General features: G+C 71.1%; 12 protein-coding genes. 5 read left to right on the top strand and 7 right to left on the bottom strand.

The annotated features are described in order from the left end of the window. Nucleotides 1-27: 27 nt before the first annotated feature. The 3 genes from ACTVZO_RS14790 to ACTVZO_RS14780 all read right to left on the bottom strand — a co-directional run bounded on the left by ACTVZO_RS14790 (nt 28) and on the right by ACTVZO_RS14780 (nt 2,329). Nucleotides 28-861, bottom strand: a complete 834-nt coding sequence (locus tag ACTVZO_RS14790; protein ID WP_443298831.1) for a GNAT family N-acetyltransferase — start codon at nt 859-861, stop codon at nt 28-30. Nucleotides 862-979: 118 nt separating this feature from the next. Then, complete coding sequence (locus tag ACTVZO_RS14785; protein WP_443298830.1) at nt 980-1,243, bottom strand: protealysin inhibitor emfourin; 264 nt, start codon at nt 1,241-1,243, stop codon at nt 980-982. A gap of 9 nt (nt 1,244-1,252) precedes the next feature. After that, a complete protein-coding gene (locus ACTVZO_RS14780; protein ID WP_443298829.1) occupies nt 1,253-2,329 on the bottom strand; it encodes a M4 family metallopeptidase in 1,077 nt (358 codons plus the stop codon). 364 nt (nt 2,330-2,693) lie between these two features. Here ACTVZO_RS14780 and leuA point away from each other — a divergent pair, with 364 nt between their 5' ends. Next, nucleotides 2,694-4,457, top strand: coding sequence for a 2-isopropylmalate synthase (gene leuA / locus ACTVZO_RS14775; protein ID WP_443298828.1), 1,764 nt, complete (start codon nt 2,694-2,696; stop codon nt 4,455-4,457). A gap of 110 nt (nt 4,458-4,567) precedes the next feature. On the opposite strand, the gene ACTVZO_RS14770 is transcribed toward leuA, so the two are convergent. Continuing rightward, entirely contained in the window at nt 4,568-5,326 is a 759-nt protein-coding gene (locus tag ACTVZO_RS14770) for an SDR family NAD(P)-dependent oxidoreductase (RefSeq protein WP_443298827.1), read from the bottom strand. Between the two features lie 169 nt (nt 5,327-5,495). Between ACTVZO_RS14770 and ACTVZO_RS14765 the strand changes: the two genes are divergently transcribed. The 4 genes from ACTVZO_RS14765 to ACTVZO_RS14750 all read left to right on the top strand — a co-directional run bounded on the left by ACTVZO_RS14765 (nt 5,496) and on the right by ACTVZO_RS14750 (nt 9,901). Further along, complete coding sequence (locus ACTVZO_RS14765; protein ID WP_443298826.1) at nt 5,496-6,191, top strand: TerB family tellurite resistance protein; 696 nt, start codon at nt 5,496-5,498, stop codon at nt 6,189-6,191. A 531-nt stretch (nt 6,192-6,722) separates the two neighbouring features. Further along, the gene (locus ACTVZO_RS14760) at nt 6,723-8,234 is read left to right on the top strand and encodes a nucleobase:cation symporter-2 family protein (protein ID WP_443298825.1); all 1,512 of its coding nucleotides are present in this window, start codon (nt 6,723-6,725) and stop codon (nt 8,232-8,234) included. Between the two features lie 81 nt (nt 8,235-8,315). Further along, the gene (gene recO, locus ACTVZO_RS14755) at nt 8,316-9,062 is read left to right on the top strand and encodes a DNA repair protein RecO (protein ID WP_443298824.1); all 747 of its coding nucleotides are present in this window, start codon (nt 8,316-8,318) and stop codon (nt 9,060-9,062) included. A gap of 11 nt (nt 9,063-9,073) precedes the next feature. Continuing rightward, the gene (locus tag ACTVZO_RS14750) at nt 9,074-9,901 is read left to right on the top strand and encodes an isoprenyl transferase (RefSeq protein ID WP_443298823.1); all 828 of its coding nucleotides are present in this window, start codon (nt 9,074-9,076) and stop codon (nt 9,899-9,901) included. Nucleotides 9,902-9,985: 84 nt separating this feature from the next. On the opposite strand, the gene ACTVZO_RS14745 is transcribed toward ACTVZO_RS14750, so the two are convergent. From ACTVZO_RS14745 to ACTVZO_RS14735, 3 genes are read right to left on the bottom strand one after another with little or no spacing between them, the layout of a single operon-like run. After that, nucleotides 9,986-10,414 carry a Fur family transcriptional regulator gene (locus ACTVZO_RS14745; RefSeq protein ID WP_069920211.1) on the bottom strand — a complete coding sequence of 143 codons (429 nt, stop codon included), beginning with the start codon at nt 10,412-10,414 and terminating at the stop codon, nt 9,986-9,988. Between the two features lie 42 nt (nt 10,415-10,456). Further along, nucleotides 10,457-11,320 carry a metal ABC transporter permease gene (locus ACTVZO_RS14740; protein ID WP_443298822.1) on the bottom strand — a complete coding sequence of 288 codons (864 nt, stop codon included), beginning with the start codon at nt 11,318-11,320 and terminating at the stop codon, nt 10,457-10,459. Further along, a complete protein-coding gene (locus tag ACTVZO_RS14735; protein ID WP_443303177.1) occupies nt 11,320-12,111 on the bottom strand; it encodes a metal ABC transporter ATP-binding protein in 792 nt (263 codons plus the stop codon). The genes ACTVZO_RS14740 and ACTVZO_RS14735 overlap by 1 nt, the downstream gene beginning before the upstream one ends. Nucleotides 12,112-12,130: the final 19 nt, after the last annotated feature.

The raw sequence follows: 12,130 nt of genomic DNA, 5'->3' as shown, positions 1-12,130 counted from the left end.
TGCCGTTCCGGCAAACCCGCCGGGTTGTCAGGCGGACGGCTCCGCGATCAGCGCCGTGCCCACGCGCCGGAAGCCGGCGCGTCCGTACACGCGGGCCACGTCCTCGTCCCCGGCGGACAGGAAGACCGTACGGGCGCCGCGCTCGAGCGCCCGCGCGACCAGGGCCGCCGTGACCCCGAGGGCCAGGCCCCGGCGGCGCGCCGACGGCAGCGTGCCGACGCCCACCACCTCGGCCACGTCACCCACCGGGTTGTACTGGCCCGCGCACAGCACCACGCCGTCCCGTACGGCCGCGGCCACGACGGTACGGCCCGAGGAGATCATTCCGGCCACCCGGGCCCGGCGCTCCTCCGCCTCCGGCCCGGCCAGGGCCGCCGCCAGCTGCTCGGGCCCCGCCTCGCCCACGGCCGTCCCGGGAGCCGCGAAGGCCAGCGCCGGGACCGTCACCGCCGCCGCGAGCAGCGGATCGTCCGCGTCGAGCAGCCGTACGTCCGGATGTGCGGGGGCCGCTGCCGCCGCCGGGTCCAGGACCATCAGCGGATGCGCGTGGACGTGCAGCCCCGCCGCTTCCACGGCGGGCCGCAGCGAGGGGCTGGTTTCGGCCACCCACTCGAAGGACTCGGGGACCTTCAGTTCCCGCTGCCGGGCCAGCACCCGCACCACGTCGGCGGCGCCGGCCGTGCCCGCGGCGGGCCCGGCGCCGCCGAGCGCGGGCCGCGCGTAGTACTGCCAGCCCGCGCCCTCCTGGACGAACAGGGTCAGCGGCCCGAAGTCCTCGGCCCGCGCCCCGCCCACCCGCGGAACCGTGTCGTAGTAGCGCTCCAGCTCGGACAGCATCGGATCGATCATGTGGTCGGTCATCCGGCCATCCAAGCAAAGGGGCGCCGCCCGGTCATCCGGGTTACCGCGCCCCTGCCCGGCACGCCGAAAGCACGCACCGGACGCCGCTCCTTCCCCACGGACACCCGCCAGACACCCCCTAGGCGCCTTCCTTCAGGATCCGCGAGACGAGCGTCCGCTGGGCGTCCGACAGGTTCGGCTCCTGGCACGACACCGTCCGTCCGTCCACCGTGATCCGGTACGAGAACCCGTCCCGCACCGGACCGCCCCCGGCCGGAGCGGGCCGCAGCGCCCGCTGGGCCAGGGCCCGCCACTCGGCCTCGTCCGGCCGGCCCGAGGTGTCCACCTCCGCCCGGCGCTCGATGCCCGCGAAACCGCCCGTCCTGATCACTTCGATACGCATGGGGACCGTCTACCCGCCCAGCGGGACGCCCACCGTCGACCACGCCTTCTGCAGGGCCCGGTGCTCCGCGCCCCCGTCCCCGAACCGGCTCACGGCCGCCGCCGCCGACAGCCGGGCGAAGTCCGCGAAGTCGGCGTCGGCCGCCAGCTCCCCGCCGGTCAGGGTGTCGTACCAGATCCGGCCCGCCCGCTCCCAGGCCTTGCCGCCCAGCTCCGTCGCCAGCAGGTAGAAGGCGTGGTTGGGGATGCCGGAGTTGATGTGCACGCCGCCGTTGTCGCGGGAGGTCCGCACGTAGTCGTCCATCGTGGCGGGCTGCGGGTCCTTGCCGAGCTCGTCGTCCTCGTACGCGGTCCCCGGCGCCTTCATCGACCGCAGGGCCTGGCCGCTGTCGACGGCGGGGCCCAGCAGGCCGGCGCCGATCAGCCAGTCGGCCTCCTCCGCCGACTGCTCCAGCGAGTACTGCTTGATCAGCGATCCGAAGACGTCGGACATCGACTCGTTGAGCGCTCCGGACTGGCCGTAGTACTCGAGGTTCGCCGTGTACTGGGTGACTCCGTGGGCCAGCTCGTGGCCGATGACGTCGAGCGACACCGTGAAGTCGAGGAAGAGCTCCCCGTCCCCGTCGCCGAAGACCATCTGCTGCCCGTCCCAGAAGGCGTTGTTGTAGTCCTCGCCGTAGTGGACGGTCGCGTCCAGGGCCAGCCCGGCATCGTCGATCGAGTGCCTGCCGAAGCCCTTCAGGAAGAGTTCGAAGGTCGCGCCCAGCCCGGCGTACGCCCGGTTGACCGTGGCGTCCTGGCCGGCCGGGTCCCCCTCCGCGCGCACCTTCGTGCCGGGCAGCCGGGTCCGGTGCCGCGCGTCGTAGATCGTCCGGTTCGGGTCGTCGGAGGCGACCACGCCCAGGGCGGAGGCGACGCCCTGGACGGTGGTGACCCGGCGCCGGGTGCGCAGGAGGGAGTCGCGCTCGAGGGTGTTCAGGGCGGCGCGGGCGCGCCGGGGGTCCTCGGAGCGGGCGATCCGGTCGAGGAGGTGCGGGGGCACGACCGTGCAGAAGACGGGGTGGCGGGGGGTACGGGAGGCATCCATGCCCGGCAATGTGGCAGTGGGTCACGACGCTGTCACTAGCCGCGACCATGATTCATTCAGTTGTCTGAAAGGGGCGGCGGCGGGTTGACGGATCGAACCGACTTTACGTAACAAAAGAGTCTTGACTCACGCGGGGTACAAATCGGACCCCACGGTCTTGCATACTGAAACAGGTCCTCGCGTTACGGCGCGGCTCGGCTAGGCTCGGCCCATCATGCGTATCGGGCTGCTTCTCCTTAGCTGCCGCGGCGAGGGTCTGTAGTCGTAGGCCGGCCCCCTCCCCGCGGAGTTTGGTGTTGCGGTTTTTGCGACCGCCGTCGGCCGTCCCAGCGAACTACCGCGGACACGCGAGGAGCCCCACGCCATGAGCCAGCAGCCTTTCATCGGTCGCCCCACGCCCATCACGAACGCGACCCACTCCCAGAAGCCCTCCGGGATGCCGGTCCACAAGTACGGCCGGTACGAGCAGGTGGACATCCCGGACCGCACCTGGCCGGACGCCCGCGTCACCAAGGCTCCCCGCTGGCTGTCCACCGACCTGCGCGACGGCAACCAGTCGCTGATCGACCCGATGACCCCCGCCCGCAAGCGCGAGATGTTCGACCTGCTGGTGCGCATGGGCTACAAGGAGATCGAGGTCGGCTTCCCGTCCTCCGGCGAGACCGACTTCGCCTTCGTGCGCTCCATCATCGAAGAGGGCGCTATCCCCGACGACGTCACCATCTCCGTACTGACCCAGGCCCGCGAGGACCTGATCGAGCGGACCGTGGAGTCCCTGGTCGGCGCCAAGCGCGCCACCGTGCACCTGTACAACGCGACCGCGCCCACCTTCCGCCGGGTCGTCTTCCGCGGCTCCAAGGAGCAGATCAGGCAGATCGCCGTCGACGGCACCCGCCTGGTCATGGAGTACGCCGACAAGCTGCTGGGCCCCGAGACCACCTTCGGCTACCAGTACAGCCCGGAGATCTTCACCGACACCGAGCTGGACTTCGCCCTGGAGGTCTGCGAGGCCGTCTGCGACGTCTGGCAGCCGTCCGAGGGCCGCGAGATCATCCTGAACCTGCCCGCCACCGTGGAGCGCTCGACGCCGTCCACCCACGCGGACCGCTTCGAGTGGATGGCCCGCAACCTGACCCGCCGCGAGCACATCTGCATCTCCGTCCACCCGCACAATGACCGCGGCACCGCCGTCGCCGCCGCCGAGCTGGCCCTGATGGCCGGCGCCGACCGCATCGAGGGCTGCCTGTTCGGACAGGGCGAGCGCACCGGCAACGTCGACCTGATCACCCTGGGCATGAACCTCTTCTCCCAGGGCATCGACCCGCAGGTCGACTTCTCGCAGATCGACGAGATCCGCCGCACCAGCGAATACTGCAACCAGATGGAGGTCCACCCGCGCCACCCCTACGCGGGCGACCTGGTCTACACCGCCTTCTCCGGCTCCCACCAGGACGCCATCAAGAAGGGCTTCGACGCCATGGAGGCCGACGCGGCCGCCCAGGGCAAGACGGTCGACGACATCGAGTGGGCGGTCCCGTACCTGCCGATCGACCCGAAGGACGTCGGCCGCTCCTACGAGGCGGTCATCCGGGTCAACTCGCAGTCCGGCAAGGGCGGTATCGCGTACGTCCTGAAGAACGACCACAAGCTGGACCTGCCGCGCCGCATGCAGATCGAGTTCTCCCGGATCATCCAGGCCAAGACCGACTCCGAGGGCGGAGAGGTCACGCCGAAGGCGATCTGGTCGGTCTTCGAGGACGAGTACCTGCCCAACCCCGAGAACCCGTGGGGCCGCATCCAGCTGCGCTCCGGTTCCACCGCCACCGACAAGGACGGCACGGACACGCTGACCGTCGAGGCGGTCGTGGACGGCGTCGAGACGGTCCTGGACGGCACCGGCAACGGCCCGATCTCGGCCTTCTTCGACGCGCTGGCCGGCATCGGGGTCGACGCCCGCCTGCTGGACTACACCGAGCACACGATGAGCGAGGGCGCCTCCGCCGTCGCCGCCTCGTACATCGAATGCGCGATCGACGGCCGGGTCCTGTGGGGCATCGGCATCGACGCCAACACCACCCGCGCCTCCCTGAAGGCGGTCATCTCCGCCGTCAACCGCGCGGGCCGCTGATCCCCCGTACGTGCGTACGTGAACCCCGTCCCTCCCTCCGGAGGGGCGGGGTTCCGCCGTTCCCGGCCGTTCCCCGGCCCCGGCCCCGGACCGGCCGGCCCGGTCCCGCCTCAGCGGGCCAGGTAGCCGCCGTCCACGGGCAGGATCGCGCCCGTGACGAACGAGGCCGCGTCGGAGGCCAGGAAGGCGATGACCCGGGCCACCTCCTCCGGTTCGCCGAGCCGGCCCATCGGGTGGGCCCCCGCCATCTCCTCCAGGTACTCCGGCCCGCCCGGCTCGTCCGCCAGCGCGATCACCCGCTCCGTACGGATGGTGCCGGGGGCCACCGCGTTGACGCGGATCCCGCGCGCGGCCCACTCCACCGCGAGGTGCTTGGTCAGCCCCGACGCCACGAACTTCGCGGGCCCGTACGCCGCCTGCCGGGCCTGCCCGGCCACTCCGGAGATCGACGAGACGCAGACCAGCGACCCGCCGGGCCGGGGCTGGGCGGTCATCGCCTCGATGGCGTACTTGCAGGTCAGGAACATCCCCCGGCCGTCGACGGCCATGACGTGGTCCCAGTCCTCGGGGCTGGTCTCCCGTAGGTCCGAGAGCGGAAGCACCCCGGCGTTCGCCACGGCGACGTCGAGCCGCCCGTACGCCCCGACCGCGGCGGCGACCATCGCGCGGTTGGCGTCCGGATCGGAGACGTCACCGGTCGTGACGGTGATCCCGTGGCCCTCTTCGGCCAGTTGTGCACGAAGGGCCTCCAGGCCCGGGGCGTTGACATCGGCCGCGGTCACCCGGCCCCCGGAGCGGGCCAGCAGCAGGGCGGTGGCGCGTCCGATACCGCTCGCGGCGCCGGTCACCAGACAGGACTTCTCGTTCATGCGGCCGAGGGTAGGGAAAACCCGGAGGCGGCGGGGGAGGGCGGGGGCGCAGACCGGCCAAGTCCGCCTCCCGCGACATGTTGTCTTGTCACACGACTGACGCATCCTCACCGATGTGGCTAACATCACGCCAACCGGCGATGCTGCCGGATGGTGACGGAGGTGCGACGTGCTGCCAGTTCGGGGTGGGGACGGCCGGAAGCTGACGGTCTGGGGCATCCGTACCACCTGGAGCACCGTGGGCGACGGGGAGTTCTTCTGCCCCGCCTGCGGTGGGGACCGCAACTACCGACGGCGGACCGGGCGCCGCCGCTTCACCGTCCTCGGAGTGCCGCTGCTGCCGCGCGGCAGCGCCGGGCCGATCGTCGAGTGCCAGGGCTGCCGGGAGCGCTTCGCCACCGAGGTCCTGGACCACCTCACCACCACCCGCTTCACCGCCATGCTGCGCGACGCCGTGCACACGGTGGCGCTGGCGGTGCTCGCCGCGGGCGGGACGGGCTCGCGCAGCGCGCTGGAGGCCGCCGTGAGCGCCGTACGCGCCGCGGGCTTCCAGGAGTGCACGGAGGAGCAGCTGGAGTCCCTCGTGGAGGCGCTTTCCACCGACGAGGGGCGGCTCGGGCTGTACGACGTCCCGGAGTGCTGCGGGGCCGCGCTGGCGATCGAGCTGCACGAGGCCCTGGAGCCGCTGGCCCCGCACCTGGCGGGCCCCGGCCGCGAGTCGATCCTGCTCCAGGGCGCGCGGATCGCCCTCTCGGACGGCCCGTACCTGCCCGCCGAGCGCGAGGTGCTCTCCACCGTCGGGGCGGCGCTGCGCATCGACGCGGACGAGGTGGCCCGGCTCCTGTCGGCGGTGCGCGCGCCGTAGCCGCCGTCCGCGGAACGGCCCGAAACGGGCTCGTCACGCGTAACGATCCGGCCACGCGGGGCCGGTTTCCGAGAGTTCCACAGGTCCGTTGAACCGCGGAGCCGATCGCTCCGTGCCCGGACCGTCCACCCCTTGGACTGCCGGAGCGAACCCTTCGAGTTTGCCCGTCCGTATCCAGGTGAGGGATGTACGCGCAGGTCAGACCGGAGGGGCTTCGCAGTCGTGCAGCGGCAACGGCCCTCTGTGTGAGGTTTCCCCTGTACGCCTCCACCCTGTGCTGCACCACTGGAGAAACCTACAGATCTGGCCGCCGGTAGCGTCAACAGTTTGTGGAAGTCGACGATATCTGTGAGGCCCTTCACAGGCGTTCAATTCCGGTCACACGACAAGAGGCCGTCGGTAACACGCCAAGGCTTCGATTCACGTGAACGCACTGACAACCCTGGCGGATCAACGGGTTAGCGACCCACTTCGCCCAGGGATAACCAGATCTCCTCTCACTTACCTCACCTCTTGAAGGGCAAGGCAGAGATGGCACGTGTCGCCGCCCGGCTTTCCGACGACGGACAGCAGAGCACGCACCCGGTCGACGAGGTGCTCCCCCTCCCCAAGCTCGCGCTGTACGGCTTCCAGCACGTACTCGCGTTCTACGCCGGTGCGGTGATCGTTCCGATCATCGTCGGCAACGCGCTGAAGCTGAGCCCTGAACAGCTGGTCTACCTGATCAACGCGGACCTCTTCACCTGCGGTATCGCGTCGATCATCCAGGCCTGGGGAATCGGCCGGATCGGCGCGCGACTGCCGCTGATCCAGGGCGTGACCTTCACCGCCGTCTCCCCGATGATCGCCATCGGCCTCGGCGCGGGCGGCGGAACGGCCGCACTGCTGGTCATCTACGGCGCGGTCATCACCGCCGGCATCGCGACCTTCGCGTTCGCCTGGCTGCCCGCGAAGGCGTTCCGGACGGTCATGCGGCTGTTCCCGCCCGTCGTCACCGGCACCGTGATCACCGTCCTGGGCATCGTCCTGATCCCGGTCGGCCTCAACGACGCGGCGGGCGGCCTCGGCAGCCCCGACTTCGGCGAACCGAAGAACTTCGCGTACGCCGGCGGCACGATGCTCTTCATCCTCGTCCTGATGAAGCTCGGCCGGCCGTTCGTCTCCAGCATCTCCATCCTCCTCGGCCTGGTCGGCGGCACCGCGGTCGCGTTCCTCCTCGGGGACGCGAAGTTCGGCGACGTCGGCAACTCCGACTGGATCGGCGTCACCACCCCCTTCCACTTCGGCGTCCCGAAGTTCGAGTGGTTCCCGATCGTGCTGATGCTGATCGTCATGCTGATCACCATGGTCGAGACGACCGGTGACACGTACGCGGTCGGCGACATCGTCGGCAAGGACGTCGACAGCGAGACCGTGGCCCGCGCCCTGCGTGCCGACGGCGCCGCGACCGCACTCGGCGGTGTCCTCAACTCCTTCCCGTACGTCGCCTTCGCCGAGAACGTCGGCCTGGTGCGGATGACCAAGGTCAAGAGCCGGTTCGTGGTCGTGGCCGCCGGTGTCTTCATGATCATCCTGGGTCTGCTGCCGAAGGCCGCCGCGATCGTCGCCGCCGTCCCGCACGGGGTCCTCGGCGGCGCCGCGACCGTCATGTTCGCCATGGTCGCCCTCGCCGGTATCCAGACCCTGGCCAAGGTGGACCTGAAGGAGGAGAAGAACGCCCTGATCGTGGGCGTCTCCCTGGCCTTCGCCCTGCTCCCCGCGACCGTCCCGGTCTTCTTCACCAAGCACATGGACCCGGACCTGTCCTCGCTCCTCAACAGTGGTGTCACCCTCGGCGCCACGGCCGCCATCGTCCTCAACCTGATCTTCAACGGGCTGACCAAGGACGAGGTCCCGGCCGTCCCCGCGGCCGGGCTGCCCGCCCAGCCGACGGCCGCCCCGGCGGACGCCGAGAAGGGGGAGCAGGCCGGCAAGGCCGAGGCCGAGGAGCCCAGGGCCGAGAAGGCCGAGAAGGCCGAAGAGGCGGAGACCCCCGCCTCCTGAACCTCCCAAGGGGTGACGGCCCCCCGCCCGGACTCCGGGCGGGGGGCCGTCGCTGTCGGCGGTGCGGGTGACAATGGGCGCATGAGTCTGTTCCGCGACGATGGCATCGTGCTGCGCACCCAGAAGCTGGGTGAGGCGGACCGCATCATCACGCTGCTCACCCGCGGCCACGGCCGGGTGCGGGCCGTCGCCCGCGGCGTGCGGCGCACCAAGTCCAAGTTCGGCGCCGGGCTGGAACCTTTCTCCCACGCCGACGTGCAGTTCTTCGCCCGCGGCAACGAGTTGATCGGGCGCAGCCTGCCGCTCTGCACGCAGACCGAGATCATCGCCCCGTACGGCAACGGCATCGTCACCGACTACGCCCGCTACACCGCCGGCACCGCCATGCTGGAGACCGCCGAGCGGTTCGCCGAGAACGAGGGCGAGCCCGCCGTGCAGCAGTACCTGCTGCTCGTCGGCGCCCTGCGCACGCTCTCGCGCGGCGAACACGAACCCCACCTCATCCTCGACGCGTTCCTGCTGCGCTCCCTCGCCGTCAACGGCTACGCGCCCAGCTTCGAGGACTGCGCGAAGTGCGGGATCCACGGCCCCAACCGGCACTTCTCCGTCGCCGCGGGCGGAGTGATATGCGGGGACTGCCGGGTGCCGGGCAGCGTCGTACCCTCGTCGGAGGCCATCGCCCTGCTCAGCGCCCTGCTGACGGGCGACTGGAACCATGCCGACGCGTGCGAGGCGCGTCACGTGCGGGAGGGCAGCGGGCTGGTCTCCGCCTATTTGCACTGGCATCTGGAGCGCGGGCTACGCTCCCTGCGATACGTCGAGAAATAGGAGCTGGGCACATGGCACGACGCGGGATTCTGGGGCGCTCTCGCCGCGAGTACAAGGTTCCCGAGCCGCACCCGTCCGGTGAGCGCCCGCCGAAGATCCCCGGTGAGCTCGTCCCGAACCACGTCGCGGTCGTCATGGACGGCAACGGCCGCTGGGCCAAGGAGCGCGGTCTGCCGCGCACCGAGGGCCACAAGGTCGGCGAGGGCGTCGTGCTCGACGTGCTCAAGGGCTGCCTGGAGATGGGCGTCAAGAACCTCTCCCTGTACGCCTTCTCGACGGAGAACTGGAAGCGCTCGCCCGACGAGGTCCGCTTCCTGATGAACTTCAACCGCGACGTCATCCGGCGCCGTCGCGACGAGATGAACGAGCTCGGCATCCGGATCCGCTGGGTGGGCCGCATGCCCAAGATGTGGAAGTCGGTCGTCCAGGAGCTCCAGGTGGCCCAGGAGCAGACCGTCGACAACGACGCGATGACCCTGTACTTCTGCGTCAACTACGGCGGCCGCGCGGAGATCGCGGACGCGGCGCAGGCCATCGCCCGCGATGTGGCGGCCGGCCGGCTGGACCCCTCGAAGGTCAACGAGAAGACCTTCGCCAAGTACATGTACTACCCGGACATGCCGGACGTGGACCTGTTCCTGCGCCCGAGCGGCGAGCAGCGCACCTCCAACTACCTGCTCTGGCAGAGCGCGTACGCCGAGATGGTCTTCCAGGACGTGCTGTGGCCGGACTTCGACCGTCGCAACCTGTGGCAGGCCTGCCTGGAGTACGCCCAGCGCGACCGCCGCTTCGGCGGCGCCGTCCCCAACCAGCCCGAGGGCCCCGGCGCGAGCGGCTGAAACCCGCCCCCTGAGATCCCCGTCCACGGACATCACGGGCGGGGATCCGCCGTACCGGAACCCGAGCCGGGTCCAAGCGGCCGTCTAGCCGGCGGCCGCGCAGTCGGCGCAAGTGCCGAAGATCTCCACGGTGTGGGCCACGTTCACGAAGCCGTGCTCGGCCGCGATGGACTCGGCCCACTTCTCCACGGCCGGGCCCTCCACCTCCACCGCCTTGCCGCACTTGCGGCACACCAGGTGGTGGTGGTGGTCCCCGGTGGAGCAGCGCCGGTAGACGGACTCGCCGTCGCTGGTGCGCAGGACGTCGACCTCGCCGGCGTCCGCGAGCGACTGGAGCGTGCGGTACACCGTGGTCAGGCCCACGGAATCGCCGCGGTGCTTGAGCATGTCGTGGAGTTCCTGGGCACTGCGGAACTCGTCCACCTCGTCCAGCGCCGCCGCCACGGCGGCCCGCTGCCGGGTGGATCGTCCTCGTACTGGCGCGGCATTCGTCTCGCCAGGCGCAGTCGCCACCGGTTCCTCCTCGTATCGGCCTGCGGCCATTGTGCCAGCCCGCTAGACCTTCACATCGTCCCGAGTGCAGACGGCCTCCGCCGCGACCGCGGCTCTGGCCCGTCGGCGGGCCAGGGGAGCGGAGAGCGCGGTCAGCGCCATGAACACGGCGATCGCGAGCAGTACGATCATGGCGCCCGAGGGTGCGTTGACGTAGTACGTGGTGGCCGTGCCGGTCAGGGAGACGGCCAGGCTGATGGCGACGGCCCCGCCCAGCGTGGCGGCGAACCCGCGGGTGAGGCGCTGCGCGGCGGCGACCGGGATCACCATCATGGCGCTGACCAGCAACAGGCCGACGATCCGCATCGCGACGGTCACGGTGACCGCGGCGGTGACGGCGATCAGCAGGTTCAGCGCGCGTACCGGCAGGCCCGTGACCTTGGCGAACTCCTCGTCCTGGCAGACCGCGAAGAGCTGGCGGCGCAGACCGATGGTGACGGCGAGGACGAAGGCGGCGAGGATCGCCATCGCGGTGACGTCCTCGGCGGCGACGGTGGTGATCGAGCCGAACATGGCGCTGAGCAGGTTGGTCGTGGAGCCGCCGCCCACGTTGATGATCATCACGCCGCCGGCGAGGCCGCCGTAGAAGAGCATGGCGAGGGCGACGTCGCCGCTGGTCTTGCCGCGGGAGCGGATCAGCTCCATGCCGACGGCGCCGACGACGGCGACCAGGGTGGCCATCCACACCGGGCTGCTGTTGAGCACGAAGCCGAGGGCGACGCCGGTCATGGCGACGTGGCCGAGGCCGTCGCCCATGACGGCCTGGCGGCGCTGGACCAGGTACGTGCCGATGGCCGGCGCCGTGACGCCCACCAGGGCGGCGGCGATCAGCGCCCGCTGCATGAAGGCGTGGTCGAAGAGGTCCATCAGCTCAGCAGTCCCGTCCGAAGGGGCTCGGCGTCGTGCGCCGCGTGGGGGTGTACGTGGTCGTGGCCGGGCAGGGCGTGCTGGCCGACGGCCTCCGGGGGCGGGCCGTCGTGGACGACGCAGCCGTCGCGCAGGACCACGGCCCGGTCGATCAGCGGCTCCAGCGGGCCCAGCTCGTGCAGGACCAGCAGGACGGTGCTGCCGACGGCGACCTGCTCGCGCAGGGCGGTCGCCAGGACCTCCTGGTTGGCGAGGTCGACGCCCGCCATGGGCTCGTCCATGAGCAGCAGCTCCGGCTCCCCGGAGAGCGCCCGGGCTATGAGCACGCGCTGGTGCTGGCCGCCGGAGAGGGCGTTGACGGAGACGTCGGCGTACCCGTCCATGTCCACGAGGGCCAGGGCACGGTCGACGGCGGCCCGGTCGGCCTTGCGCAGGAGGCCGAAGCGGCTGCGGGCCAGCCGTCCGGCGGAGACGACCTCGCGGACGGTGGCCGGGACGCCGCCGGCCGCCGTGGTGCGCTGCGGGACGTACCCGATGCGCGACCAGTCGCGGAAGCGCTTGAAGTCGGTGCCGAAGAGCGACAGGGAGCCCTCGGTGAGCGGGACCTGGCCGACGATCGCGCGGACGGCGGTGGACTTGCCGGAGCCGTTGGCGCCGAGCAGCGCGACGACCTCACCACGGCGGACGGTGAGGTCGATCCCGCGCAGCACGGGGCGCGAACCGAGCGAGGCCGTGGCCCCGCGCAGGGATATGACGGGCTGGTCAGCGGCCTGCCCGGGCAGGGTCTGCATGGCTCGCGCCTCCGTAACT

This window comes from Streptomyces sp. IBSNAI002, from assembly GCF_052244475.1.
Taxonomy (GTDB): domain Bacteria; phylum Actinomycetota; class Actinomycetes; order Streptomycetales; family Streptomycetaceae; genus Streptomyces.
This window is presented reverse-complemented; position numbering and strand designations above follow the sequence as displayed.